Raw genomic sequence first — 25179 nt, 5'->3', positions numbered from 1 at the left:
CCTTACGCGGGGGGGACCGTTCCGGTTTCCGTGTCGGGGAGGAAACCGGGGGCGAAGTAGTCGCCGCTCTTTCCCCCGGTCTTGCGCAGCAGGCGCACTCCCTCGATGCTCAGCGCTTGGCTGCTCGACTTGAGCATGTCGTAGACGTTGAGGGCCGCCACGGTGACGGCGGTCAGGGCTTCCATCTCGACCCCCGTCGGGGCGGTCGTGCGGACGGTCGCCACGACCCGCACTCCCGGCGGCTCTAGGGTGACCTTCACCTCTGCCCCGGTGAGGGGGATGGGGTGGCACAGCAGGACGAGGTCGGCGGTGCGCTTGCTGCCCGCCAGCCCCGCCAGCTGCGCGACCGCGAGGGGGTCACCCTTGGGGGTGCGGCCCCCTTCCAGGGCGGCGCGGGCCTCCGGCGGCAGGCGCACCCAGCCCTCGGCGGTGGCGGTGCGGACGGTCAGCGGCTTGGCGGTCACGTCTACGAGGTGGGCATTGCCGCCCTGGAAGTGGGTGAGGGCGGGGGCTTTCCGCTCCTCGGTCACTCGTGCCCCTCCGGCAGCTTCAGGTCACGCAGCTCGGCAAAGGGGTTTTGCCGGGCGTGGACGGTGCCTTCCGGGGTGCCCAGCAGGTCATCGATGGCTTCGACGGGCACGCGGGCGCTGTGCTCGCACGGCCCCTCGTTGAGGTCGTGGCCGCACACCTGGCACAGGCCCAGGCAGTCGGGGGCGTGCAGCACGGTCAGCGGGGCCGCGAGCAGCGCCGTCTCGGCGAGGTAGGCGCTGAGGTCGAGGTCGGGGTCGCCAAAGACGAGCACCTCCTCGCCGCTCTCGGCTTCTTCCAGGTGCGGCACGGTGACGGCGGGGTCGTAGCGCAGCAGGGTGCCCAGCCGCAGCTCGAGCGGCACGGGCATCTCGCGCAGGCAGCGGGCGCACTCCATGACCAATGTGGGCGAAAACTCGCCCTGAAGGTACATCTCGCCGCCGCCCAGCGGATTGACGTCAATCTCGTAGGGGGCAGGTTCAGCAAAGTTCAGGCGCTGCTCTTCGCCGCCCTGCTCGTAGGTGAGGTGGTCGAGTTGACCCTCGGCGTGCGCGTCGGCCTCGCGGCGCAGCAGGGTCCCCAGGTGAATGCGGGGGGTGTCGTTCATCGGCCCATGATAGGCCCGCCCTCAGCGCGGCACGGGGGGCGGGGCACGGTCAGGTATCAGGCCAGTTCGACGATGCTGGCGTCCGAGAGGGTCAGCTTGTGGGTGCTGGGCACGGTGCGTCCGCCGCGGACCTGCGCCCGCACCCCTATCAGGCAGTCTTGCAGTCGGGTATGCACGCCCTCAATGCGGGCCTCGGCATCGACCACGCTGTGTTCGACCTCGGCCCGTGCGATGACGCTGCCCGGCCCCACGCTGGTGAAGGGGCCGATGTAGGCGTCCTCGATGACCACGCCCTCGCCGAGCAGCACCGGACCCACAATCTTGCTGCGCACCACCCGCGCCGAGGCGGGCACAATGACCCGTCCGGTGAGGCGCGAATCCTCCACCTCGCCCTGGATGTCGGCGGTGATTTGCTCCAGCAGCAGGCGGTTGGCGTCCAGCAGGTCGGCGGGGCGGCCCGTGTCCTTCCACCAGCCCTCCACCCGCTGCCCCAGCACCCGCTCGCCGCGCTCCACGAGGCCCTGAATGGCGTCGGTGATTTCGTATTCGCCGCGGGCCGAGGGGGGCATCCCGTCCAGCACCTCGAAGACCTGCGGGGTAAAGCAGTACAGACCCGCCACTGCCATCTTGCTGGGGGGATTTTTGGGTTTTTCGACGAGCCGGATGATGCGGTCGCCATCGAGTTCGGCCACCCCGAAAGCGGTGGGGTCGGCCACCTCGACCAGGGCAATCACGGCGGCGGGCCGCTCGGCCTCGAAGCGCTCGATAAAGGGCCGCACCCCGTGTTCAAAGAGGTTATCGCCCAGGTACACGCAGAAGTCATCGGTCCCCACCCACTCGCGGGCGGTGAGGACAGCGTGCCCCAGCCCCAGCTGCTGGTGCTGGTCAATGAGGGTGACGCCAGCACCGGGGGCCTGTTCCAGTGTCTGCTCGATTTCGGTGCGGGTGGCGTCCGAGACGATGATGCCGATGTCCGTGATTCCGGCGGCCAGCAGGGTCCGCAGCGCGTGCACGATGATGGGCGCTCCCGCCACCGGCAGCACCGGCTTGGGGCGGGTATAGGTGAGGGGACGCAGGCGGGTGCCCAGGCCTGCGGCGGGGATGATGGCTTTCATGCCCCGATGATTCCACGCGCCCCGCGGCGACGACTTGAGAAAAAGTGCAGGAATGTGCGCCGAGACGGGCCATAACGAAACAAAAACCCCCGCCGCAAAGGGCGGGAGCTTTCGTTTGTGGTGACCCCAACGGGATTCGAACCCGTATCGCTACCTTGAAAGGGTAGTGTCCTAACCGTTAGACGATGGGGCCACACCACTTCAGTTCGCTTTGGCTGGTGGCCTCCGCTCGCTGCCTTTCAAGGGGCGCCGTTTCCGGCACGCACAGGAGAATAACGGGCGCGGCCACATTCGTCAAGCGGGGGGGGTGATGCCGCGCCCACCCCCCCAGCGGCTTACAGATGCAGGGCGCGTTTGTCGACGGCCAGGGCGGCTTCCTTGACCACTTCCGAGAGGGTGGGGTGGGCGTGCACGGTGCGGGCGAGGTCCTCGGCGCTGCCACCAAACTCCATGATGGCGACCACCTCGCCCATCAGCTCGGAGACGTTGGGGCCGACCATGTGGACGCCCAAAATCCGGTCGGTGTCGGCGTCGGCGACGACCTTCACGAAGCCGCGGGGGTCACCGTGTCCCAGCGCCCGCCCATTGGCGCTGAAAGGGAACTGCCCGGTTTTGACCGTGTGGCCCTTGTCCCTCGCCTGCTGTTCGGTGAGGCCTGCCCAGGCGATTTCCGGCGAGGTATAAATCACCCAGGGGATGACGTCGTAGTTGACGTGCCCGGCCTGCCCCGCGAGGGTCTCGGCGAGGGCCACGCCCTCTTCCTCGGCCTTGTGTGCGAGCATGGCCCCCCCGATGACGTCCCCAATCGCATACACGCCGGGCAGGTTGGTGCGGTAGTGGCTGTCTACCTTCACGAAGCCGCGCTCGTCGAGTTCCAGGCCGACTGCCTCAGCACCCAGCCCCGCCGTATTGGGCACCCGCCCGATGGACACAATCAGCTTGTCGAAGCGGGCGGTCACCTCCTGTTCCTTTTCGGTGTAGGTGACGGTTACGCCGGACTCGTCGGGCGTGACGGCAGTGATTTGAACGCCGAAGTGGAACTCCAAGCCCTGCTTCTGGAACTGCTTGAGGGCCTCTTTGCTGACCGCTTCGTCGGCGGCCATCAGGAAGCCGGGAAGGGCTTCGAGGATGGTGACCTGCGCCCCCAGGCGGCGCCACACGCTGCCGAGTTCGACACCGATAACGCCCGCGCCGATGATGCCGAGCTGGCCGGGCACCGCCTCAAATGCGAGCGCTCCGCTGTTTTCCACGACGTGCCCGCCAAAGGGGGCCAGCGGCAGTTCGCGGGGGCTGCTCCCCGTCGCCACGATGACATGCCGGGCGACGACTTCGGTCCCGGCGGCGTCGACGACCCAGCCGCCCTCGTCCTGGCGGACCAGGCGGCCCAGGCCGTGAAAGCTCGTCACCTTGTTTTTCTTGAAGAGATAGGCGATGCCCCCCGTGAGCTTGTCGACCACGCTCTCCTTGCGGCCCAGCATCTTGGCCAGGTCCAGGCGGGCACCCTCCACCTGAATGCCGTGCTCGGCGGCGTCGTGCCGAATCATCTCGAAGCGTTCGCTGGAGTCCAGCAGCGCTTTGCTGGGAATGCAGCCCACGTTGAGGCAGGTGCCGCCGAGGCTGGCCTTGCCGCCGCGCTCGAAGGCGTCCACGCAGGCCACCCGGAAGCCGAGCTGCGCGGCCCGAATCGCGGCCACGTACCCGGCAGGACCGCCCCCAATCACCAACACGTCATATGCGTCCATACCGCTTCCGAGCCTACCACCCCCCTTCGAGGCGAATGGCAGCGCGTTCCTGAGGCAAGGACAGCCGCCAGGGGGGGGCAGCTACTCCTGCAACGCTGCGTAAGCCGAAGCCACCCGTGCGGCCACCGCCGCGTTGTGGCGCACCAGGGCGATGTTGGCGGCGAGGCTGCGGCCCCCGGTGATGTCCACCAGGCGGCCCAGCAGGTAGGGGGTCGTCTCCTTGCCCGTCAGCCCCAGGGCGGCCATGTCCGCGAGCGCCCGCTCGATGTGGGGCGCAATCTCCTCCGTGGGAATCTCGGCCTCCTGGGGAATGGGGTTGGCGAGCAGCACGCCCCCCGTCAGGCCCAGGGACCACTTGGCGTGCAGGACGCGGGCGGCCTCGGCTTCCGAGGCGACGGTGAGGGGCGAGGCAAATCCGCTGCGGCGTGAGTAGAAGGCGGGGAACTCGCTTGCCCCCAGCGTGATGGCGGGCACCCCTTGGGTTTCGAGGACCTCCAGCGTGAGGCCGATGTCGAGGATGCTCTTGACCCCGGCGCTGACGACGCAGACGTCGGTGCGGGCGAGTTCGGTGAGGTCGGCGCTGATGTCCATCGTCTCGCCCGCCCCCCGGTGCACGCCGCCCGTGCCCCCGGTGGCAAAGACCCGAATGCCCACCAGTGACGCGACGCGCATGGTGGACGCCACCGTGGTCGCCCCGTGCTGCCCCAGCGCCACGGTAACGGGCAGGTCGCGGGTGCTGATTTTTTGCACGTTCTGGTCCGTGGCGAGCAGTTCCAGCTCGTCGGGGGTCAAGCCCACCTTGAGCCGTCCGCCCAGCACGGCAATCGTGGCGGGCACCGCCCCGTGTTCGCGCACAACCGCTTCCACCCCCCGCGCCATCTCGACATTCTGGGGATAGGGCATCCCGTGGCTGATGATGGTGCTTTCCAGGGCGACGACGGCTTGACCGCTCGCCAGGGCGTCCGCCACTTCGGGGTGGAGGTCGGTGTGGGCGGCGACGGCGGGACGCAGGGAAAAAGAGCTGGGCATGGAAACTCCTGAGGAGGGGGTCAGGCCCCGGCGAGGCGCGAGCGCACCGCGGCGGGCGTGAGGGTGGGGGAGACGGTGTGCGGACTTTCGATGGTGAGGGCGGCGGCGGCGTGGCCGTGCCGCGCGGCTTCCTCCGGTCCCGCCCCGCTCAACCGCGCCGCGAGGAAGGCGGCAAGCATCGCGTCGCCCGCGCCCGTCACGTCGGTGACGGCAGCGGGCAGAGCGGGGAGTTCGGCCACCCCGTCCGGCGAGGAGAGCAGGCTGCCGCGTTCGCCCCGGCGCACCCACACGGTGTGAATGCCGCGGGCGTGCAGTGCCTGCGCGGCCTCCCGCAGGGCTTGCGCCGTGTTCGGCACCGCTTGGCCCAGCAGCACCCCCAGTTCCCCGACATTCGGGGTGACCATGTGGGGGGCCAGCCCCGCCTCCAGCGCCGGCAGCAACCGCGCCGCTTTGGGTTCGCTGACGGGTTCAAAGACTGCGGGCACGCTTGCCTCGGCACACAGGGCGAGGAGGTGCGTGAGGGTCTCCGGACTCAGGTTGCCGTCCGCGACGACCCAAGCGGCCCCGCGCAGCACGCCCCGGCGCTCCCGCAGGGCGGCAGGCGTCAAAGCGTCCATGCTTCCCATCGCGGCGACGGCCAGCAGCAGCTCGCCCTGGTCGTCGAGGACCGCCGCATATGTCCCGGTTGGTCCGTCGGCGCGCAGCACCGAGCGGACGTCCACCCCAGCCCGCTCGGTTTCGGCCAGCAGCCACTCACCCTGGGGGTCGCGGCCCACCGCCGCAACCAGGCGAGTGTCTACGCCCAGCCGCGCCAGGTTCTCCGCGACGTTGCGGGCCACGCCGCCGGGGGCCTGCGTGACCGTGCCGGGGTTGCTGGTGCCGGGCATGGCGGGCGCGAGGGTACGGGCCTTGAGGTCCACATTTGCCCCTCCGACCACCGCCACCCAGGGAGAGGCGTCCGGCGCGAGCACGTACCCGCGCCCCAGCAGCGCCCCCTTGCGAATGAGGTTGCTGACGTGCACATTGACCGCCCCCCGCGAGGTGCCCAGCCGCCGAGCGAGTTCTTCCGGGGTGCTCAGCGGGGCTTCCCGTATCAGCGCGAGCAACTCGCGTTCGCGGTCAGTCAGGGAGGGAGGCATGGCTTAATCATAGTAAGCTTTTTTATTGAGATGAAGCAATCTTTCGGCAGGCCCCTGCTTGTCCGCGGCGCTAGGCGAGGGGTTGGTCCTGTCGGGTCGCCTCCCAGAGGGCGAGCGTTTCTTGAGCCTCCTCGACGTGCATGGCCTCGACCAAAGCGCCCCGATAGGTGGCCACGCTGCGGCCTTCTGCCCTGGCTGCGGTCCAGGCCGCGATGAGGTCCCGCGCCGCTTGCGCGTCCGCCTCCGACACCCCAAAAGCGCGGTTGGCGGCGGCAACCTGCTGGGGGTGAATGACGGTCTTGCCCGCAAAGCCCAGGGTGCGGCCCTGCTCGCACTCGCGCTCAAAGCCCTCCAGGTTGCGGACGTCGTTGTAAACGGCGTCCAGCGGCACCTTGCCAAAGGCGCGGGCGGCGAGCACCACCGCTGAGAGGGCGGGCAGCAGGGGCGTTCGGGCGGGGTCGGGGCGGGTCCGCAGGGCGCGGGCAAGGTCGTTCGCCCCCGCGATGAGGCCCGCCACGCCGGGAGCGGCGGCAATCTCGGCGGCCCGCAGCACGCCCAGGGGGGTTTCGACCATCGCCCAGAGGGGCAGGCCGGGCGGGAGGCCCTGCAGGGCGGCGGTGTCCTCCACCTTGGGGAGGACCAGGCCGTCTGCCCCCGCCCCCCGCACCCACGCGAGGTCAGTCTCGGCCCAGGGGGTGCCGGGGCCGTTGACCCGCACGAGCACCGGACTGGGCCACGGGGTCCGCAGCGCCCCAGTCACGTTCTCGCGGGCCGCGTCCTTGTGTTCGGGCGCGACGGCGTCCTCTAGGTCCAGAATCACCGCGTCGGCCCCCAGGGTGCGGGCTTTTTCGAGGGCGCGGGGCTGGTCGCCGGGTACGTACAGCACCGAGCGCCAGGGCCTAAGCCTCACGCCCGGCCTCCTGAGGACGGGGCTGCGCCGCGCTCGACGCCAAGAGGAAGGGGAGGAGGACCAGCAAAAAGCGCAGGGGGCGGGGCATGGCTCCGATTATGGCGTCCCCCCCGCTGAGGCTGACGGCAGGATGAGGAAAGGGAGCGTACGGGCTTGGAGTGTCCATCACGCGGCGGGGAACCGTGGAGCCTACGCTGACAGGTGGATATCCCCACAACGCCGCGCGGTCCATCCCCTGCAACAAGGGAGGAGACTTTCCATGTCCCACCGATTCGCTGTGCTGGCCCTCGCTTCGCTCGGCGCCGCTTCGGCGGTGGCCCCCACCCACGTCAACCTGCGGGTCCCCGTCACCTTGGGCGTGCCCAACCCCTGTGCCCCCGGCGAGACCGTGGTCCTGAGCGGCACCGTGCACCTCGTCGGACAGGTCCGGACCGACGCTTCCGGGACAACCGCGCGGCTGAACGTCAACCTCCAGAACTTCGGGGGCCGCACCGAAGCCGGACGCCTCTACCGCGCCGCGCTCAACGGCAAAGCGACCCTGGATCTCGCGGCGGGGGGTCTCCCCGCTCAGGCCAGCGGCCAGGTCCATGTGCGGCTTATCAGTCAGGGGCCAACCGATAACTTCAGCTTCAAGCTGAAGCTCGATGTAGCGGTCGATGCGAACGGCAACGTGGCCGTGGCGCCACCCACGGCGCTGCCGGAGGGTACCTGCAACGGCTGACACGCGCTGGGCAGCCGTTCCAGCTCGTGGTGGCAGGGTCACGCCGGGAAGCCCCAGATGCTCGCGGGGGCCAGTTCAAGCACGTTTCCGGCGGGGTCATGAAAGTACAAGCTCTCGCCCCGGTCGCCCCAAGCGTAGCGGGTGATCGTGAGGCCGCCAGCTTCCAGCCGCGCTTGCCAGGCGTCCGTTTCCTCCCGCGCCACGGCGAAGCAGGCGTGTCCGCCCGGTTTTCCCGCGTGCGGCGGTACGTCGCCGGGTTGGGCGCTCGCCTGGGGATGAAACAGCAGCAGCATGCTCTCCTCCAACCGGTAAAAGAGGTGCCGCTCGGCGACCTTGCTGTAAAGCGGGAGGCCGAGCACCCCCGAATAAAAGGCTTCCGCCCGGTCCAGGTCGTCGACGTAAAGGCAGGTTTCTAGGGCGCGCATGGGGGCAGCCTAGAGCGGCCAGCCGCCAGCGACCAGCGGCCAGCGGCCAGCGGCCAGCACTCCGGCTGAGTGTGCTTATGGCAGCAGGAGCCGCAGGAGCCGCGGCGCTCCCGGTTCCAGGGCGCGGCGCGGCGCGGTGCGGGGGCCGCCGGTGGGGAACTTCATGTCCGTGACGGTGGGGGCACAGCCTTTCGGGGGCGTTCCGGTGCCAGGGGGGTTAGGGGATGTGGGGGGAGTCGGCGGAGCACAAACGCGGGAGGAGGGTCAGTCCTCCCACTCGGCGACCGGGATGAAGTCCAGGCCCTCGGCCTCGGTCCCGATGACCCGGTAGCGGCCATCAAAGCGCACGACGAGTTCGCCCCGGTCGAAGTGCTGCGGGCTGACCACGGCCTTGCGAAAGACGTAGCCGCCCCCGTCGTCCGCGCCGATGTGGGCGGCCTTGGTCAAGCGGACCTCGACGACCTCGCCGTGCCGGTGCGTGCGGACCCGCACCCGGAAGGTGCTGGGGTCGTCTTGCCGCACCAGGGGATGCCCGGCGGAAGAGCGGCGCAGAAAGCCGAACATCACAGCCCCTGCATCAGCCGGGTCAGGAGCTGCACGTGGGCGGGCCAGCGGTCGAGGCGAACGTGCTCGTGGGCGGCGTGTGCCCCGTCGCCGGGGGCACCCAGCCCGTCGAGGGTGGGGCACAGCGGCGCGGTGAAGTTGCCGTCGCTGCCGCCTCCGACGACCTCGCCCGTGACCTCGAAGCCCAGCTCGCGGGCCGCTGCCTGCGCCTGCTCGAACAGGACCTGGGTGCCGGGGCCACGCTCGAAGGGCGGGCGGTTGAGGCCCCCCGTCACTGTCAGGGTCACGCGGGGGTCACGCGGCTCCAGGCCCTCCAGGGCCGCCATCACCCGGTCGGCCTCAGCCAGGGTCGCGACCCGCACGTCGGCGTCGAGGGAGCACTCTGCCGGAATCACGTTGATGGCCCCGCCCCCGGCGATGCGCCCCACGCTGACGGTGGTGCCCAGCTCCGGGCGGGCAAGCGCCTGCACCGCGAGGACCGCGTGAGCGGCCTCGGTAATCGCGCTCGCGCCCTCCTCCGGCTTGTTGCCCGCGTGTGAGGCGACCCCCCGGAAGTGCAAGTGCAGGTCGCCGACCCCTTTGCGGCCCACCTTCAGGGCGTGGGTGTCGGCCACGGGCGGCTCCAGGACCAGGGCCGCGCGGCTCTCCCGTGCGGCGGCCTCGATGTGCTCCCGGCTGCTCGCGCTGCCCGTTTCCTCGTCGGGCGTCAGCAACAGGACCACCCCGCCGCGGGGCCAGCCGCCCGCCAGCGTCCGCAAGGCATGAAAGGCCCCCACCAGCCCCGCTTTCATGTCGTAGGTGCCGGGGCCGTAGGCGCGGTCGCCTTCCACCCGCCAGGGCATTGCCCGCAGGGTGCCATGCGGCCACACCGTGTCGGCGTGTGCGAGCAGCAGCAGGGGCCGGGCCGCGCCCGTCTCCCCAAAGGCAAAGCGCCGGGTGCCGCCGGAAAGGTGCTGCACCGTGCCGCCCAGCTCCAGCGCCCAGGCTTCAGCCACGTCCATCACGCGGGCAATGGCGCCGGGGTCGGTGGAGGGCGATTCCAGCTCGGTGAGGACCCGCAGGTCCTCCAGCAGGGCGGCGAGGTCCGGGGCCGGAGGCAGGGACACCATGCGGCCCATGCTATAGCGCCCGCTCTGTATCACGGCAGCTTCAGGTCAGCGCCGCGAGCTGCTGCGGACTTGCCTGCACGGTGGCGCGGCCCTTGAGATACAGGTCATCAAGTGCCCGCGGCCCGAAGATACGGGCCAGCCGGGTGCTCGTGAGTTCGATGGTGGTGGTGGTGGTGCTGCTGGGGGCAGCCGCAGAGCCAGCACTCGCCGTTTGTGCGGGCCGTCCGGGGCGCAGGCGCACCCGCACGACATCGAGGGTGCCCGGCACCCAGGTGCATGACAGTTCCTGCATGGAGAGCCTCCTAGAGAAGAAGACGGCAACAGCCTCCGCCGGGGAAGGGCGGATGGACAACATCCCGGAACGTCCGGTATGGGTAGCGTAGCCGGGCGACCTGAGACGGACGATGCCGGGCACTCAGCAGAGCCTTGAGGGCGGTCTCATGAGGAGAAGCATCCCTTTGCACGGGCGGGCGCGGGCTGTGCTTGACTGCGGCATGACCCCACCCACGCCGGCGCTTCCCGGTCCCGACAGCCTGCTTGCCCTCCAGTTTCCTTCGGACCCCCAGGTCAGCCCGGACGGGCGGCGGGTGGCTTACGTCCTCACGCGGGTGGAGGAAGAAGACCCCCGCAACCCCGACCCTGACTTTCCCAAACCGCGCTACCGCTCGGCGCTGTGGCTCGCGGGGGAGGGCGAGGCGGCGTGGCGGGTCACCCACGCGGAGGGAACCCGCGACTCCTCGCCCCGCTGGTCGCCGGACGGCAGGGCGCTCGCCTTCGTGCGCGCGGGCGGCGGCGAGAAGGGCCAGCTCTTTTGGCTCCCGCTGGGGGGCGGGGAAGCCCGGCGGCTCACCCACTTCAAAAATCCCGTGCAGGACGTGCAGTGGAGTCCGGACGGGCGTTTTCTGTCGTTCCTGAGCACTGCCGACGACGAGGACCTCAGAGACGAGCGCGGCGAAGCCCGCGTGCTCACCCGCCCGCGCTACCGCTTTAACGGGCGCGACTGGCTGCCCGAACGGCCCGCGCGGCTGTGGCGCTACGACGTGGCCGCCGAGCGGCTGGAGGAATGGCACGCCCCGGAGGTAGAGATTGCGGGCTACGCCTGGCTGCCCGACAGCTCCGGCGTGCTGCTGATTTCCTCTCAGGGCGAGATGGACGCGGCCCAGTGGCGGCAGGAGGTCTACCGCCTCGCCCACAGCGGCGAGCGCGAGCAGCTCACCCGCTGGAACTCGGCGGTGGGGGCGGTCGTGCCGCACCCGGACGGCGAGCGCTTCGTGATCGTGGGCCGCCCCCAGGGCAAGGGCAGTCCCGAAGACGCCCACCTCTTCCTCTGCGGGCCGGGGGGCGAGTGGCGGCGATTGGACGAGGGCTGGGATTTCCCGGTCGGCAACCTCGTGGGGGGCGATGTCCACGTGGGGGCCTTCCCCACACTGCCCACCTGGGTGGACGACCAGACCCTCCTCTTCAGCAGCACGGTGGGCGGCTCATGTGGCCTCTTCCGGGTGGGGCTAGACGGAGCGGTCACGCCGCAGGACCACGACCCGGAAGGGGTCATTCCCGCCTTTACCGCGCGGGGGGGCGGCGTGGCCCTCATCCGCGAGCGGGCCGACCGCTTTCCGGAAGTCGAGCTGAACGGGCAGCCCGTGACCGACCTCGGCGCGGCGCTGCCCTTTGCCCCCCGCGCTCCGCAGCGGGTGACCTTCACCACCGAGGAGGGGCAGGAGGGCGAAGGCTGGGTGCTGCTTCCGGACGGCGAGGCGCGGGTGCCCGCCCTGCTCAGCATTCACGGGGGGCCGCACACCGCCTACGGGCACGCCTTTACCCACGAGTTTCAACTGCTGGCGGCGCGGGGCTACGGGGTGTGCTACAGCAACCCCCGCGGCAGCGCGGGCTACGGGCAGGCGTGGGCCTCTGCGATTTACGGGCGCTGGGGCAGCGTGGATATGGCCGACCTGCTGGCCTTTTTTGACCGCTGCCTGGAGGCGTCCCCCCGGCTCGACGGCGAACGCAGCGCCGTGATGGGCGGCAGCTACGGCGGCTACATGACGAACTGGCTCACCGGACACACGAACCGCTTCCGGGCGGCGGTCACCGACCGCTCGATTTGCAACTTGCTTTCCTTTGGCGGCACCTCGGACATTGGGCTTCGTTTCTGGGACGACGAACTCGGCCTGAACTTTCACCGTTCGGCAGACGCGGGGCAGTTGTGGGAGATGAGTCCGCTGAAGTACGTGGAGGCCGTGCGGACGCCCACCTTGATTGTCCACTCGGTCCTCGACCACCGCTGCCCGATAGAGCAAGCCGAGCAGTGGTACGCCGCCCTGCACCTGCACGGGGTGCCCACCCGCTTCGTGCGCTTTCCCGGCGAGGACCACGAACTCTCGCGCTCTGGCCGCCCCGACCGCCGGGTCAAGAGGCTGGAGGAGTACCTGAACTGGCTGGAACGCTGGCTGGCGTAGGGAAGCTGACCCCTCATAAGGGGAAGGGCCGGGAAGCTCCTCCCGGCCCTTTTTGCTGTCAGTCCGTCTTATTCCTCATCGCGGCGTTTGTTGCCCCAGCCGCGGTCGACGCGGGGGCGCGGGCGGAAGGTCTGCTCGCCCTCCTCGCGAGGCCGGAAGCCCCGGTCACCGCCGCCCTGGTAGCCGCCACGGTCCTCGCGAGGCCGGAAGCCCCGGTCGCCGCCGCCCTGGTAGCCGCCGCGGTCTTCGCGAGGCCGGAAGCCCCGGTCGCCGCCGCCCTGGTAGCCGCCGCGGTCTTCGCGAGGCCGGAAGCCCCGGTCGCCGCCGCCCTGGTAGCCGCCACGGTCCTCGCGGGGCCGGAAGCCCCGGTCGCCGCCCTGGTAGCCGCCGCGGTCCTCGCGGGGCCGGAAGCCGCCCTGACCGCCCTGGAAGCCCTGACTTTCGCGCAGTTCGCGCATCTCGCGGCGTAGACCACGGATTTCCTTGCTCTGGGTCTCGAGCATTTCCTTCATCTCGGCGAGCAGCTCCAGCAGGTCGTCCGCGTCGATGTACTCTTCCTCATCGTCTTCGGCGCTGTCGGCCTCAGCGCTCCAGCCTTCTTGCTGGGCTTCCTGGGCGTCAAGCACCGGGTCCTCGTCGGGTTCGCCCGCGAGTTCGGGGAGGATATCGCGCAGTTCGGCGGGGGTCTGGTCGGCGGAGAGCTGGTCAGCGGTCTCGGTCGTGGCCGCGCCTTCCGTGAGCTGCGGCTTGGTGTCGTCGGTCATGGGGGTCCTTTCCCTGGGTCGCGGGGGAGCCGGAAGTCGGCTGCCTCCGCCGCGTTCCGCAGGCGTACCCCGCAGTCTAGCACCCCAGCGGTGCCTCGTTCTGTGTCGCCCTTAGCCGCCGCGCCGCAGCAGCGCTCGCAAAATCGGGTAGGCGATGAGGTGAATGATGACCCCCGCTGCCGCGCCGAGCAGCAGGGCCAGCAGCGGGTTAAAGCCCGACCCCAGCCACAAGCCCACCCACAAGAACGTTCCCAGGCTGCTCGCGCCCATGATCGAGAGGCGCCGCGCCGTGTCCTCAGGCCGCCAGGCGTTCAAATCCATGCACGTATGCTGCCATAGTCGGCCCTGCCGGGGTGTCCCGTCGGGGCGGCGTGGCGTGTGGAGGTGGGCCGGGGGGGCAGCCCTCAGAAACGTCGGCTCTGTTTCTGAGCCGAGCGGAGCGCCGCCCTATACTCGCCTCCATGAAGCGTGCCCGTGCCCTCCTCCTCCTGCTCCCGCTGCTCGCCGCTGGTGGGGCGTCGGCGCAGGGGGCTTCCCGAAGCGTCACCATCGGGCTGGGGTATATCCCCAACGTGCAGTTCACGCCCTTTTATGTGGCCGACAAGCTGGGCTACTACCGCGCCGAGGGCCTGAACGTGAAGTTTCAGCACGGCTACGTCTCCGAACTGATGCCGCTGCTCCTTCAGGGCAAACTGGATTTTGTGGTGGGCGACCCGGAGGACGCGGTCTTTGCCCGCAACCAGGGCGCCCCGGTGCGCTACGTCATGGCGATGTATCAGAAGTCGCCCGTGACGATTTTTAGCACGAAGCCCCTGAGCCGCCCGGCGGACCTCCGGGGCAAGACGCTGGGCATTCCCGGCACCTTTGGCAGCAGCTACGCCGCCACCCGCGCCCTGCTGGCCGAGGCAGGCTTGCGCGAGGGCCGGGACGTGCGGCTGGCCTCCATCGGTTTTACCCAGCTCGAAGCGGTGCGGGCGGGGCGGGTGGATGCCGCCGTGGGATACCTCAACAACGAGGTGGTGGGGCTGCGGCAGTCCGGCGAACGGGTCTATACCCTCGACCTCTCGGCGGCCTACCCGATGGTGGGGGTGGGCCTCATCACCCTGGACAAGACCCTGAGGGGCGACCTCGCCCGCCGGGTCGTGCGGGCCTCGCAGCGGGGGCTGAAGTTCACGGTGGGCGACCCGGCGCGGGCCTTTCGGGTCGCCCAGCCCGTCTTTGGCACCGGGGGCGGCAGCCTGGAGGTGCTGCGGGCCAGCGTGCCGCTGATGCAAAGCGCCTACACGCGGGCGAACGGCCTGGGCGCGAGCGACCCCGCCGCTTGGGCCAAGGCGGTCGCCGCCCTCGTCGCACAGGGCAGCCTCCCCGCCGGAACCAAGGCGAGCACTTTCTACACCAACAGCCTCATCAGCAAGACACTGCGGTGACGTTCGCGTGAGGCGCTGGCTCCTGTCCCTGTCCCTGCTGACCCCGCTGCTATCGGGCTGCACCTTCGTGAGCACTCCGCGCGACGCTGCCCAGTGGAGCACCGCCGTCCACGGGGTCACCGTCACTTGGCGCTGGGTAACACCGGGGGCGTTGGCGCGGCGGGGGGACACGCCCTACGCGGGGTACACCCTGACCGCGCCCTTTGCCTGGGGCTGCGTGGTGGACATCGACCCGGCGCTGTCGCGGCACGACCTCGTGCGGGTCGCGGCCCACGAGTACGGCCACTGCGCAGCGGGCTTGTATCTCCAGTTGGGGGCTTCGTCCCTCGAAGGCCTGAGCGCCTACCACCGTCAACTGTGGGAGCAGTGGCCAGAGCGTTATGCCGAGGCCTACCTCGCCGCCTGTGGCCGTAGCCTGCGGCCTCTGGGCTGGTACGACCTCACCCCGGCCACCTGCGCCGAGGCCCCCGACCCCCGCACCTTCGCCCCCTGAGACGTCCCCAGGTCACCCTGAGCGAAGTGCGGGGTTCTCTCAATCTGACCCTTCTTGCTCCTTGCGGGGGCGACTCTCTGGAGGAAATCCGCACGAGTGCCCTTGCCCTCCCTGGGCCTACGCGCCTACCTCGTAAAACGTCTCTTCGGTGATGCGCTCTGGAAACTTGCGCAGGAAATCCACCGTGCTGAGCGCTTGGCTGCGGTGGCACCCGATGGCCCGCAGCTTGCGGGTCACGTGCCGCGTGACGTCCCGGCGCACGTTGGGCGCGAGCCACGCTGCCCGCAGGTCCTCGCGTTCCGGGGGGGTGGGGCTGGCGTAGTACCACAGGCGGGGGCGCTCGCCGGGCGGCAGGCTCTCCCACGCGGCCCTCACCGCCCGGTGGGTGGTCACGTGGTCGGGGTGGCCGTTGCTGCCGTTGGGGGGAAAGGTCAGCACGATTTCGGGCCGCAAACGGGTCAGCGCCTCCCGCGCGACTTCCACGAGTGTCCCCAGGGGCTGGCCCTGTAGGGCCTTGTCGGGAAAGGCGTGCCCCTCGTGGACGCTGCCGGGGTGGGTGGTCAGGCCAATCTCGTCGAGGCAGGCCCGCAGTTCGGCGGCCCGCATTCGGGCGAGTTCTTCGGGTCCTGCGGCCAGCCCCAGGGTGCGCCCCGCCTCGCCGCGGGTGAGGGTGACCAACCCGCAGGGGTGGCCTTCTTCCAGAAAGTCCATCAGGGTTCCGGCGGCCCCGTACACCTCGTCGTCGGGGTGGGGCACGATGAGGAGCAGCTTAAGGGGGTGACTCATGCGGCCCAGGATAGGGCGGCCCAGGAGAGAGCAGCACGGTACCCTCAGCCCATGCCCGCCGCGCCCCTGCTGCTCTCGGTCGACTGGGACGCCTTTTCCGGCACCCGCGAACTCGTTTTCGACGCGCCAATCTGGGGAAGTCGCGACCGCGAGGAAGACCGGGTGGAGGCGTGGCGAGCGCGTGCCCAGAGGCGCGGCGGCGGGGGCTGGGCCGCGTTGGCCGCTGACTTTCCGCTGTATCCCGGCTGGGAGGCGCTGGAACGGTATGCCGGGATTCCGACCCACGTCACCCTGACCCACGCAGACGCCTGGAACTGGCTCGCGGGTTTTCCCGGTGCCCAGGTCCTGAACGTGGACAGTCACCACGACCTCGCCAGCCTCAGCGGGGACCGGGCGCGGGTGCGGCCCGGCAACTGGGCGGGGCTGGCGCTGGCGGCGGGGCGGGCGGGGGGGTACACCTGCCTCTACCCCGACTGGCACGCGGGGCTGCCCGTCGCGGAGGGGTACGACCTGGAGCGCACCTGGGGTGAGGTCACGCCGCTGCTGCCCCCGGACGTGCGCGAGCGGGTGACCCTGGCGCGGGGCCTGCGCTGGCCCGACCCCGCCGAGGTCACGGCCCTGCTGCTCGTGCAGTCGCCCGCCTGGACGAGTCCGGCACACGACCTGGCCTTTTTCCGGCTGGTGCGGGCGCTGGGGGCCAGACCGCTGACGCCGCCGCTGGAGCGTTCGGCGGCCTTTTGACAGCGGGCGGAACTGCTACCCTGGGCGCTGGCCCGTGACCTGTCCTGTCGCTGCGGCTGGAGGAATGCCATGACCTATCCCGTCGTTGGCCGCCCGGTCATCATCCTGACCGCGCTGTATGCCCTGAGCATCCTGCTCGCCAACCTGACCTTGAATCAGTTCATCCCCCTGCCCGTGTTCGGGCTGCTCAGCGTGGGGACCATCTTCTTCGCCGCCGTGTTCACCCTGCGCGACCGGATTCACCGGGCGGGGGGCCTACGGGCCGTCTATGTCGCCATCGCGCTCGCCCTGCTCGTCAACACGGGGGCGGCAGTCCTCACCGACACGCCGTGGCGCTTCGTGGGCGCGTCCTTTCTCGCCATTCTGGTGGGCGAGCTGGCCGACACCGCCGTCTACCAGCGCCTGCTGCGGCAGAGTTGGTGGACCCGTGTCCTCGCCAGCAACGCGGTCAGCGTGCCGCTGGATTCGGTCCTGTTCACGTTGCTGGCCTTTTACGGCGACCTGAGCAGCCGTGACATCGCGCAGATTATCTTCGCGGACATCCTCGCTAAGTACGCGATTGCGGCCCTCTTTGCGTTGCGGGTGCGCTTCCTCGTCCGCGCCCCAGCCTGATGGAGCACCCCGCCGAGCGGCTGCGGACCATCGCCAACGCGAGGCCGAGCCTCCCCACGGTCGTCGAGCACGTGCTGGAGCTGCCCGAACTCTGCCCGAAGACGCGCAATCCGGCTCCCGGCTCGACCCTCTCCCTGCGCTACGTGGCGGGAGAGCGGTTGCTGGAGCTGTTTAGCCTCGACCATTACGTCGATGCCTTCGTGGGGCACCCGGTCGTGCGCGACATGGAGGTCTTTGTGCAGGTGGCCGCGCAGGACGCCGCAAACGCCGCCGGGGTCACGGTCACGGCGAGCGCCGACGTGGGCTTCGTGGGCCTGCGCCAGCGCCAGCGGGTGACGGTGGTGGCCCGTCCACAACTTCCCACCGCACAGGGGCAAATGGAAGGGGAGGGGGAGACGCCGGGGGACGGGGCCAGGTACGGTGGTCCATGACCAGATTCTCGATTCGGGCACTGCTGGACAGACTCGGTGGACTCCGGCGCGGGAAACTGCGCCCTGGCCCACCCCGCCGCCGTGACGAGGGCGAAGAAGGCCCCGGCGTTCCCGTGCCCACCGGGCCGCGCCCCCGCCGAGGCGGAGCGCAGGCCCAGCCCCCCAGAGAGGAAGAAGAGGCGCTGGTGACGCCTCCCCGGCGCGGCTGAGCCTTTCTCACCCCTCCAGCTACAGGCCCAGCATCGTGCGGTAACCCTCTACGACCGCCCCGCCCCAAATCAAGGCGACCACCGCGCCCAGCGCCAGGTAAGGGCCGAACTTGAGGCGGTTCTCGCGCTGGAGGGCGAGCTGCACCAGCCCCAGCAGCGCCCCCGCGACCACGGCGACCACGACGGCGACCAGCAGCCGCTCCCAGCCCAGGAAGGCCCCAATCACGGCGGCCAGCTTCACGTCCCCGAAGCCCATCGCGGCGGGGTCGAAGGGGGCGTCCTCGTCGGCATCGTCCCCGCGCAGCCACCAGTACACACCCGCGAGGAGGGCTGCCGCACCCCCGGCGGCCAGGGCACCCTGCACCATCACGATGAGGCCGGGGCCAAAGCCAGACCCCCCCAGGAGCACGCTGACGAGCAGGCCCCCCAGCGTGAGCAGCTCCGGCACCCGAATGGCCCGCCGCGCGAGTAGATTCGCGGTTGACGAGAGCACCGCCGCCGCCCCCCCCCACCCTGGCCCCGCCCACGCCCCCACGAGCAGGGCGAGGGCAATCTGCTGGTAGCCGACCGGCATTTCCGGGTAGCGCCGCTCGCGGAAGCGCCGCAGCACCCACGACCCCAGCAGGTCGATGGTCACCAGCAGGCCCGCGCCCAGCAGCGCCCCCTGCACGGCCTCGGCGGGGGTCGGCAGGCCCAGGCCCCCGCCCGCCCCCACCCGCGCATTCAGAAAGCTGAAGCCCACGCCCAGCGCCACCCCCGGCAGCGTCAGCTCGTCGGGGATGGTAAAGGTGTCGAGGTCGATGGCACTCGCCACCAGCAGCAGCGTGAACAGTACGCAGAGGCCCAGCGTGGCCCCGCCGTACAGCGCGGGAGGGTAGAGCGCGGCGATGGTCGCGTACCCCACGCCCGTCAGCCCCTCGACCACCGGATAGCGGGCTTTGATGGGAGCGCGGCAATATCGGCACTTCCCGCCCAGGCTGAGCCACGACCCTACCGGCACGAGGTCGCGGGGCGCGAGGCGGTGGGCACACGCGGGGCAGTGGCTGGGCGGAAAGGCGACATTCTCCCCCCGCGGCAGCCGATGAATCAGCACATTGGAAAACGACCCCACCAGCAGGCCGAACACGCCAGCAAACACCACGAAGAGGAGGTCGAGACTCACCCCGGAAGTCTAGGGGCCGGGGTATGACAGGAGTCTGCACCCGCCCCGGCTCCGGCCCTTTGACCGCGTTCAGACCGGGGCGGGTGGGGGGCACTTCCGGTGCAGAGTGGGGCGGAGATTCTGCCCCCTTTGTTGCCTTTTTTCTCCCTGGAGATGCCCATGACCACTCTGCCCCTCCCCTCTGCCGTCTCTCCCTCGCCGCCCCCCGCCCTCCCCCGCATCATCCAGGGGGGAATGGGCGTCGCCATCTCGAACTGGGAACTCGCACGGGCCGTGTCGCGCACCGGACAGCTCGGCGTGGTGTCGGGTACGGGCATCGACAACCTGCTCGTGCGCCGCCTTCAAGACGGCGACCCCGGCGGCCACATTCGCCGGGCGCTCGCTCAGTTTCCCGACCAGGAGCGGGCACAAAAGGCCATCGCCAAGTATTTCCTGGAGGGGGGGCGAGCGCCCGGCCAGCCCTATGCCCGCGTGCCGCTGCCCACCCTGCGCCACCAGCAGCCCGCCTGGGAACTCGCCATTCTGGGCAGCTTCGCGGAAGTCTGGCTGGCCCGCGAGGGGCACGGCAACCCGGTTGGCCTTAACCTGCTCACCAAGCTGCACCTGCACACCATGCCCGCCCTGTACGGGGCGATGCTCGCAGGGGTGGATACCGTCATCATGGGGGCCGGGATTCCCCGCGAGATTCCGGGGGTGCTCGACGCCTTTGCAGAGGGAAAAGCGGGGGCTTTCCGGGTGGACGTGAAGGGCGACGGCCCCTCCCCCAGCGTGCCCCTCTCCCTCGACCCCGCCGACTACGGCTTCGGGGGCGTGAGGCTGAAGCGCCCGAACTTCTACCCCATCATCTCCTCGCACGTGCTCGCCGGGGTGCTGACCCGCAAGGCGACCGGGAGCATCCAGGGCTTCGTGATTGAGGGGCCGACCGCCGGGGGCCATAACGCGCCGCCGCGGGGCCAGGTCACCTACGACGAGACCGGGCAGCCGATTTACGGCGAGCGCGACCTCGCTGACCTCGCTGAAATGCGCAAAATCGGCCTCCCGTTCTGGCTGGCGGGGGGCAGCGGCTCCCCGGAAGCGCTGCGGCGGGCGCTGGACGAGGGGGCTGCCGGGATTCAGGTGGGCACCCTCTTCGCCTATTGCGCCGAGAGCGGCCTGCGCCCGGAAACCCGCGCCCAAGCCCTGGCTGCCGTGCGGGAGGGCCAGGCCAGCGTGTACACCGACCCCCTCGCCTCGCCCACCGGGTTTCCCTTCAAGGTGGTGCGCCTGGAAGGCACCCTCTCCGAGCCGGAGGAATACGTGGCCCGGCGGCGGGTCTGCGACATCGGCTACCTGCGCGAAGCCTACTGGGACGGCGACAGGGTGGGCCTGCGCTGCGCCGCCGAACCCGTCGCGGACTACGTTCGCAAGGGCGGGCAGCCGCAAGAGACGGTGGGCCGCAAGTGCCTGTGCAACGCGCTGATGGCGGACGCGGGCTACGCCCAGATTCAGAAGGGCGGTGAGGTCGAGCGGCCCCTGCTCACGAGCGGCGACGACCTCGTCAAGCTCAGCGGGTGGAGGCCGGGCTATACCGCCCAGGACGTGATTCGGTACCTGCTGGGGGAGGGGATGCCGGGCTGAAGTTGCGGGGTGGCCCCCTCAATGACGCCCAACGTGCCCCAGTTGCGGCACGTTGGGCCTCCACTCCGGGCGGGCGACGACCTCGCCGTAGAGGTCGTATTCATCGCTGTCCTCGATACGGGCCTGCACGATGTCGCCTACCTTCACCTGCCCGGCAAAGTCGCCCGCGTACAGGTAGACCTGGCCGTCGATGCCGGGGGCGTCGCCCTTCGTGCGCCCGATGAGCTTCGTTCCGGGGGCGTCACCCTCGTCGTCGTTGAAGTCGTCAATGATGACGTCCATCACCCGGCCCACCTTCTCGGCGAGCTTCTCCCGGCTGATGCGCTGGGCGACTTCCATGAAGCGGGAGAGGCGCTCCTGCTTGATTTCTTCCGGCACCGGCTGCGGCAGCCCGTTCGCGTCCGCCTCCTCCACGTCGGAATAGGGAAAAGCCCCCACCCGGTCAAGCCGCGCCTCTTCGAGGAAGGTCAGCAGCTCCTCAAAGTCTTCTTCCGTCTCGCCGGGAAAGCCCACGATAAAGGTCGAGCGGATGACGAGGTCCGGGCAAATCTCGCGCCAGCGCCGAATGGTGTCGAGCTGCTTGCCCCCGCCGGGCCGCCGCATCAGCCGCAGAATCTTGGGCGAAGCGTGCTGAAGGGGCACGTCGAGGTAGGGCAGAATCTTGCCCTCGGCCATCAGCCTCACGATGTTGTCGACGTGCGGGTACGGGTAGACGTAATGCATCCGCACCCACGCACCCATCTCGCCGAGCTTCACGGCGAGGTCGGTGAGGTGCGCCCGCACCTGCTGCCCCTGAAACTCCGATTCGCGGAAGCGCAGGTCCACCCCGTAGGCAGAGGTGTCCTGCGAAATCACCATGATTTCCTTGGTGCCGCCTGCGACCAGGCGGAACGCCTCGTACAACACGGCCCCCGCGTCGCGGCTCACCTGCCGCCCGCGCAGCTTGGGAATGATGCAAAAGGCACAGGTGTGGTTGCAGCCCTCCGCAATCTTCACGTAGGCGTAGTGCCGGGGCGTCAGCCGCACTGAGGGGGCAAACACGTCGCCGTGGCGGGTGGCCTCGCGCTCTGGCAGGGGCACCTGTGGGCGCATCCCCGGCGCGGCGACGGGCAGCAACCCGGTAAAGGCGTCTTGCGTGAGGGGCAGCAGCTCGCGCACGTGCGCCATTACGTCGTCCACCGCCTCCGACCCGGTGATGGCGGCCACCTTGGGATGGCGCTCCAGAATCTTTTCGGGGCGCTCGCCCAAGCACCCGGTCACGATGACCTTGCCCGTGGCGTCGAGCGCCTCGCCAATCGCGCTCAGGGATTCCTCGACGGCGGGCGTGATAAAGCCGCAGGTGTTCACGATGACGGCCTGCGCGTCCTCATAGCTGGGGGCCACCTCGTAGCCCTCGGCGCGCAGTTGGGTCAGGATGCGCTCGGAATCGACCAAAGCCTTGGGGCAGCCCAGGCTGATAAAGCCGACTTTCGGCGGCGTGACTTGGGGGGCTGCCGCGTCGGGCAGCGGGTTGAGTACGGTCATCGGGGGTTCCTCCACGCGGGGGCGCGCCGCTGCGTGGGGGCACGCCGGGCGCAAGACTCAACCGGGCAGTGTACAGGGCCGCCTCCCCGGAGGGTAGGGCAGACGTCACACCGCCGGGTACGCGGGGGCAGAGTTGCTAGACTCGGCCCCAATGAACGCCAAGGTTATCGTCGTGACATCGGGCAAGGGGGGAGTGGGCAAAACCACCACCACCGCCAACATCGGGGCGGCCCTCGCCAAACTCGGAGAGAAGGTCGTCGTCATTGACGTGGATGTGGGGCTGCGCAACCTCGACGTGGTGATGGGCTTAGAGTCCCGCGTGGTCTTTGACCTCGTCGACGTGCTGGAGGGCAAGTGCCGCCTCTCGCAGGCGATCATCCGCGACAAGCGCGTCGAGTCGCTGCACCTCCTCCCCGCCTCCCAGACCCGCGACAAGGACGCCCTTGACCCGGAGGTCTTTAAGGGCGTCGTGCGGCAGCTCCTGGAAGAGGAGGGCTTTACCCGCGTTCTCATCGACTCGCCCGCGGGCATCGAGTCGGGCTTCAAGACCGCCGCTGCCCCCGCCGAGGGCGCGCTCGTCGTCGTAAACCCCGAAGTCTCCAGCGTGCGCGACGCCGACCGCATCATCGGCCTCCTCGAAGCCCAGCAGGTCCGCGAGATTCGCCTCGTCATCAACCGCCTGCGCCCCAAGATGGTCGCGAGCGGCAACATGCTCTCGGAGGCCGACGTTCTCGAAATCCTGGGGGTCAAGCCCATCGGCATCATCCCCGAAGACGACGGCATCCTGGTCAGCACCAACGTGGGTGAACCCGCCGTGCTGGGCAAGTCGCAGGCGGGGCAGGCGTTTATGGACACCGCCCGGCGCATGAGGGGCGAGGACGTGCCCTACCCCAAGCTGGAGCAAGACCGGGGTTTCCTGGCGGTGCTGCGCCGCCTGTTCGGGGGGGCCTGAAATGTTTTCCTGGATGAAGGGCCGCCGCTCCAAGGAGACCCTCAAAGACCGCCTTGAACTCGTGCTCGCCTACGACCGCGCCCAGATTCCCCCCGGCAAGGTGGATGCGCTGAGAAACGACCTGCTGGAGGTCGTGAAGCGCTACTTCCCGGCGGGGAGCAGCAACGTGGAGGTCGAGCAGCGCGGTGACCAGGTGGTGCTCTCGGCCAGCATCTCCTTGGAGGAGGGCGCGGGGGGCACTGGGGACACGCGGCGACAGGGGTGAGCCAACCGCTGGCGGGCCGGGTGGCGCTCGTCACTGGCGCATCACGTGGGCTGGGCCGGGCGGTCGCGCTGGAACTCGCGGCAGCGGGTGCCCACGTCATCGTCACCGCCCGCAGCACCCGCAGGCACAGCACCCAGCCTGCCTTGCCGCAGACCACCGTGGACGACACCGCCGATGCTATCCGCGTGGCGGGCGGTGCAGTCACTCCGCTCAGGTGCGACCATACCGACCCCACACAGGTGGAGTCGGTGATTCGCCACATCGCGGGGCAGCACGGACGGCTCGACCTGCTTGTCAACAACGCCTGGGGAGCGCACGAGGGCGGAGCGGCACCGGGCGGCGGCCCGGAGGTCTGGGACGAACCCCTGGAGCCACTGTGTACCATGCTGCTGGCGGGGGCGTACAGCGATTTCCTGACCAGCCTGCTGGCGCTGAAGCTCGTCATGGGGACCCAGGGCTACGGACTGATCGTCTCCACGACCTGGCACACCGACGAACCGCCCGGCTGGCTCCCTTACGAGGTGAGCAAAGCGGCGAAAAACCGTCTGGTGTACGCGCTGGCCCACAAGCTGCGCGAAAAGGGCATCGTGGTGGTGGGCGTCGCGCCGGGGTGGATGCGGACCGAGCTGATGCTTCAGCACCACACCGAGCAGGAACTCGCCGGGCAGACCGAGACGCCGCATTATGCGGCGCGGGGGATAGTCGCTCTGGCCGCTGACCCAGAGGTCATGCGTCACACCGGCCAGATTCTGGATGTGGGCGAACTCGCGGACCTCTACGGTTTCACCGACCTCGATGGCACGCAGCCGCAGTGGTACGCGGACCAGCGGCGACGACGGGGGTCTTCTTAACCGCGTCTCCATCTTAGGGGGACGTTCCGCTTTACACCGTAAAGTACCCGGCATGGAATACCGCAATCTCGGCAAAAGCGGCCTCAAGGTTTCCGAAGTCTCGCTGGGCGGCTGGGTCACCTTCGGGCACTCGGTCCACGACGAGACGATGGTGCGGGACATCGTGACCAAAGCCTACGAGGAAGGCGTGAACTTCTTCGACCAGGCCGACGTGTACGCGCGGGGCCGCTCGGAGGAGCTGATGGGGGCCGTGCTGCGCGAGTTTCCCCGGCATACGCTGGTCATTTCGTCGAAGGTCTATTGGCCCATGAGCGACGACGTGAATGACCGGGGGCTGTCGCGCAAGCACATCCTGCACTCCATCGACGGCAGCCTGAAGCGCCTGGGCACCGACCACCTCGACATCTACTTCGCCCACCGCTATGACGCCAGCGTGCCCATGGAAGAAATCGTGATGGCTTTTGACCAGGTCATCCGCGACGGCAAGGCGCTGTACTGGGGCACCTCGATGTGGCCCGCCGCCCGCATCGCCCAGGCGGTCGAGTTTGCCAGGGCGCACGGCCTGCACGCGCCCGTCACCGAGCAGCCCGAATACTCCATGCTCCGGCGCGAGCGGGTCGAGGGCGAGATTCTGCCCTACACCGAGGGAGCGGGCATCGGCCTGGTGGTCTGGAGTCCGCTGGCGATGGGCCTGCTGACAGGCAAGTACGACGAGGGCCGCCCGGAGGGCGCACGCCTTACCGAGAACGAAAACTGGGGCAAGAACTTCCTGACCGACGAGAACATTCAAAAGGTCCGCGAGCTGAAGCCCATTGCGGATGACCTCGGCCTCACGCGGGCGCAGCTCGCGCTGGCCTGGATTCTGCGCCAGCCGGGGGTCAGCAGCGTCATCACCGGAGCGACCCGCGTCAGCCAGATTGAAGACACCGTCAAGGCGGCGGGCGTGCGCCTCCCGGAGGACGTCGTCACGCGCATCGACGAGATTCTGAGCCGCTGAGTT

General features: G+C 69.7%; 29 protein-coding genes and 1 tRNA gene. 13 read left to right on the top strand and 17 right to left on the bottom strand.

Annotated features, from left to right (window positions below):
* Positions 1 to 2: 2 nt before the first annotated feature.
* The 8 genes from moaC to H565_RS0106650 all read right to left on the bottom strand — a co-directional run bounded on the left by moaC (position 3) and on the right by H565_RS0106650 (position 7070).
* Positions 3 to 530 carry a cyclic pyranopterin monophosphate synthase MoaC gene (moaC, locus tag H565_RS0106685; RefSeq protein ID WP_027460363.1) on the bottom strand — a complete coding sequence of 176 codons (528 nt, stop codon included), beginning with the start codon at positions 528 to 530 and terminating at the stop codon, positions 3 to 5.
* Complete coding sequence (locus tag H565_RS0106680; protein WP_027460362.1) at positions 527 to 1135, bottom strand: YceD family protein; 609 nt, start codon at positions 1133 to 1135, stop codon at positions 527 to 529. Before H565_RS0106680 ends, moaC begins: the two co-directional genes overlap by 4 nt.
* A 56-nt stretch (positions 1136 to 1191) precedes the next feature.
* Positions 1192 to 2250: a glucose-1-phosphate thymidylyltransferase gene (locus H565_RS0106675; protein ID WP_027460361.1), complete on the bottom strand. Its 1059-nt coding sequence runs from the start codon at positions 2248 to 2250 to the stop codon at positions 1192 to 1194.
* Between the two features lie 118 nt (positions 2251 to 2368).
* Positions 2369 to 2443: transfer RNA gene (locus H565_RS0106670), tRNA-Glu, on the bottom strand.
* 142 nt (positions 2444 to 2585) lie between these two features.
* The gene (lpdA, locus tag H565_RS0106665) at positions 2586 to 3992 is read right to left on the bottom strand and encodes a dihydrolipoyl dehydrogenase (RefSeq protein ID WP_027460360.1); all 1407 of its coding nucleotides are present in this window, start codon (positions 3990 to 3992) and stop codon (positions 2586 to 2588) included.
* An 81-nt stretch (positions 3993 to 4073) separates the two neighbouring features.
* Positions 4074 to 5021: a pseudouridine-5'-phosphate glycosidase gene (locus H565_RS0106660; RefSeq protein WP_034408623.1), complete on the bottom strand. Its 948-nt coding sequence runs from the start codon at positions 5019 to 5021 to the stop codon at positions 4074 to 4076.
* 20 nt (positions 5022 to 5041) lie between these two features.
* A complete protein-coding gene (locus tag H565_RS0106655; protein WP_027460358.1) occupies positions 5042 to 6160 on the bottom strand; it encodes a carbohydrate kinase in 1119 nt (372 codons plus the stop codon).
* A gap of 70 nt (positions 6161 to 6230) precedes the next feature.
* Positions 6231 to 7070: an HpcH/HpaI aldolase/citrate lyase family protein gene (locus tag H565_RS0106650; protein ID WP_027460357.1), complete on the bottom strand. Its 840-nt coding sequence runs from the start codon at positions 7068 to 7070 to the stop codon at positions 6231 to 6233.
* Positions 7071 to 7329: 259 nt separating this feature from the next.
* Between H565_RS0106650 and H565_RS14555 the strand changes: the two genes are divergently transcribed.
* A complete protein-coding gene (locus tag H565_RS14555; RefSeq protein WP_027460356.1) occupies positions 7330 to 7791 on the top strand; it encodes a hypothetical protein in 462 nt (153 codons plus the stop codon).
* Between the two features lie 38 nt (positions 7792 to 7829).
* On the opposite strand, the gene H565_RS0106640 is transcribed toward H565_RS14555, so the two are convergent.
* The 4 genes from H565_RS0106640 to H565_RS0106620 all read right to left on the bottom strand — a co-directional run bounded on the left by H565_RS0106640 (position 7830) and on the right by H565_RS0106620 (position 10181).
* Complete coding sequence (locus tag H565_RS0106640; RefSeq protein ID WP_027460355.1) at positions 7830 to 8216, bottom strand: VOC family protein; 387 nt, start codon at positions 8214 to 8216, stop codon at positions 7830 to 7832.
* Positions 8217 to 8480: 264 nt separating this feature from the next.
* A complete protein-coding gene (locus H565_RS0106630; protein ID WP_027460354.1) occupies positions 8481 to 8780 on the bottom strand; it encodes a hypothetical protein in 300 nt (99 codons plus the stop codon).
* A complete protein-coding gene (locus H565_RS0106625) occupies positions 8780 to 9889 on the bottom strand; it encodes a M20 family metallopeptidase (protein WP_034408617.1) in 1110 nt (369 codons plus the stop codon). Before H565_RS0106625 ends, H565_RS0106630 begins: the two co-directional genes overlap by 1 nt.
* A gap of 40 nt (positions 9890 to 9929) precedes the next feature.
* The gene (locus tag H565_RS0106620) at positions 9930 to 10181 is read right to left on the bottom strand and encodes a hypothetical protein (protein WP_027460352.1); all 252 of its coding nucleotides are present in this window, start codon (positions 10179 to 10181) and stop codon (positions 9930 to 9932) included.
* Between the two features lie 202 nt (positions 10182 to 10383).
* Between H565_RS0106620 and H565_RS0106615 the strand changes: the two genes are divergently transcribed.
* Positions 10384 to 12345: a S9 family peptidase gene (locus H565_RS0106615; protein WP_027460351.1), complete on the top strand. Its 1962-nt coding sequence runs from the start codon at positions 10384 to 10386 to the stop codon at positions 12343 to 12345.
* Positions 12346 to 12413: 68 nt separating this feature from the next.
* Here H565_RS0106615 and H565_RS0106610 read toward each other — a convergent pair whose 3' ends face one another.
* Both H565_RS0106610 and H565_RS0106605 read right to left on the bottom strand, forming a co-directional pair.
* Positions 12414 to 13109 carry a hypothetical protein gene (locus H565_RS0106610; RefSeq protein WP_027460350.1) on the bottom strand — a complete coding sequence of 232 codons (696 nt, stop codon included), beginning with the start codon at positions 13107 to 13109 and terminating at the stop codon, positions 12414 to 12416.
* A 111-nt stretch (positions 13110 to 13220) separates the two neighbouring features.
* Positions 13221 to 13430 carry a hypothetical protein gene (locus H565_RS0106605; protein ID WP_027460349.1) on the bottom strand — a complete coding sequence of 70 codons (210 nt, stop codon included), beginning with the start codon at positions 13428 to 13430 and terminating at the stop codon, positions 13221 to 13223.
* Between the two features lie 140 nt (positions 13431 to 13570).
* Here H565_RS0106605 and H565_RS0106600 point away from each other — a divergent pair, with 140 nt between their 5' ends.
* Positions 13571 to 14536 carry an ABC transporter substrate-binding protein gene (locus H565_RS0106600; protein ID WP_027460348.1) on the top strand — a complete coding sequence of 322 codons (966 nt, stop codon included), beginning with the start codon at positions 13571 to 13573 and terminating at the stop codon, positions 14534 to 14536.
* A 7-nt stretch (positions 14537 to 14543) separates the two neighbouring features.
* Positions 14544 to 15029, top strand: a complete 486-nt coding sequence (locus H565_RS0106595; protein ID WP_027460347.1) for a hypothetical protein — start codon at positions 14544 to 14546, stop codon at positions 15027 to 15029.
* A 117-nt stretch (positions 15030 to 15146) separates the two neighbouring features.
* Here H565_RS0106595 and H565_RS0106590 read toward each other — a convergent pair whose 3' ends face one another.
* The gene (locus tag H565_RS0106590; protein ID WP_034405809.1) at positions 15147 to 15815 is read right to left on the bottom strand and encodes a PIG-L deacetylase family protein; all 669 of its coding nucleotides are present in this window, start codon (positions 15813 to 15815) and stop codon (positions 15147 to 15149) included.
* A 66-nt stretch (positions 15816 to 15881) separates the two neighbouring features.
* Here H565_RS0106590 and H565_RS0106585 point away from each other — a divergent pair, with 66 nt between their 5' ends.
* The 4 genes from H565_RS0106585 (at position 15882) to H565_RS16335 (ending at position 17808) form a co-directional block, all read left to right on the top strand.
* Positions 15882 to 16556 carry a hypothetical protein gene (locus tag H565_RS0106585; RefSeq protein WP_027460345.1) on the top strand — a complete coding sequence of 225 codons (675 nt, stop codon included), beginning with the start codon at positions 15882 to 15884 and terminating at the stop codon, positions 16554 to 16556.
* Positions 16557 to 16625: 69 nt separating this feature from the next.
* Positions 16626 to 17168, top strand: a complete 543-nt coding sequence (locus H565_RS0106580; RefSeq protein ID WP_027460344.1) for a VUT family protein — start codon at positions 16626 to 16628, stop codon at positions 17166 to 17168.
* On the top strand, positions 17168 to 17599 hold the full coding sequence (locus H565_RS14550; protein WP_235204244.1) for a hypothetical protein: 432 nt from the start codon (positions 17168 to 17170) through the stop codon (positions 17597 to 17599). The genes H565_RS0106580 and H565_RS14550 overlap by 1 nt, the downstream gene beginning before the upstream one ends.
* Positions 17596 to 17808: a hypothetical protein gene (locus H565_RS16335; RefSeq protein WP_157468905.1), complete on the top strand. Its 213-nt coding sequence runs from the start codon at positions 17596 to 17598 to the stop codon at positions 17806 to 17808. Before H565_RS14550 ends, H565_RS16335 begins: the two co-directional genes overlap by 4 nt.
* A gap of 19 nt (positions 17809 to 17827) precedes the next feature.
* On the opposite strand, the gene H565_RS0106570 is transcribed toward H565_RS16335, so the two are convergent.
* Positions 17828 to 18970: a prepilin peptidase gene (locus tag H565_RS0106570; protein ID WP_027460343.1), complete on the bottom strand. Its 1143-nt coding sequence runs from the start codon at positions 18968 to 18970 to the stop codon at positions 17828 to 17830.
* Positions 18971 to 19129: 159 nt separating this feature from the next.
* Between H565_RS0106570 and H565_RS0106565 the strand changes: the two genes are divergently transcribed.
* The gene (locus H565_RS0106565; RefSeq protein ID WP_152550658.1) at positions 19130 to 20587 is read left to right on the top strand and encodes a nitronate monooxygenase; all 1458 of its coding nucleotides are present in this window, start codon (positions 19130 to 19132) and stop codon (positions 20585 to 20587) included.
* Positions 20588 to 20605: 18 nt separating this feature from the next.
* Here the strand turns inward: H565_RS0106565 and rimO are convergent, their stop codons facing one another.
* Entirely contained in the window at positions 20606 to 22111 is a 1506-nt protein-coding gene (rimO, locus tag H565_RS0106560) for a 30S ribosomal protein S12 methylthiotransferase RimO (RefSeq protein ID WP_027460341.1), read from the bottom strand.
* 151 nt (positions 22112 to 22262) lie between these two features.
* Between rimO and minD the strand changes: the two genes are divergently transcribed.
* Genes minD through H565_RS0106540 form a run of 4 tightly spaced genes read left to right on the top strand, consistent with a single transcriptional unit; the run spans position 22263 to position 25176 of the window.
* A complete protein-coding gene (gene minD / locus H565_RS0106555; protein ID WP_027460340.1) occupies positions 22263 to 23063 on the top strand; it encodes a septum site-determining protein MinD in 801 nt (266 codons plus the stop codon).
* Position 23064: 1 nt separating this feature from the next.
* Entirely contained in the window at positions 23065 to 23328 is a 264-nt protein-coding gene (gene minE, locus H565_RS0106550; protein WP_027460339.1) for a cell division topological specificity factor MinE, read from the top strand.
* The gene (locus tag H565_RS0106545) at positions 23325 to 24179 is read left to right on the top strand and encodes an SDR family NAD(P)-dependent oxidoreductase (RefSeq protein ID WP_027460338.1); all 855 of its coding nucleotides are present in this window, start codon (positions 23325 to 23327) and stop codon (positions 24177 to 24179) included. The genes minE and H565_RS0106545 overlap by 4 nt, the downstream gene beginning before the upstream one ends.
* A 52-nt stretch (positions 24180 to 24231) precedes the next feature.
* Positions 24232 to 25176: an aldo/keto reductase family protein gene (locus H565_RS0106540; protein ID WP_027460337.1), complete on the top strand. Its 945-nt coding sequence runs from the start codon at positions 24232 to 24234 to the stop codon at positions 25174 to 25176.
* Positions 25177 to 25179 lie beyond the last annotated feature (3 nt).

The sequence above is a fragment of the Deinococcus murrayi DSM 11303 genome, assembly GCF_000482805.1.
Lineage (GTDB): Bacteria > Deinococcota > Deinococci > Deinococcales > Deinococcaceae > Deinococcus > Deinococcus murrayi.
The sequence above is the reverse complement of the archived record's forward strand: the minus strand, read 5'-3'. Positions and strand labels throughout refer to the sequence as shown.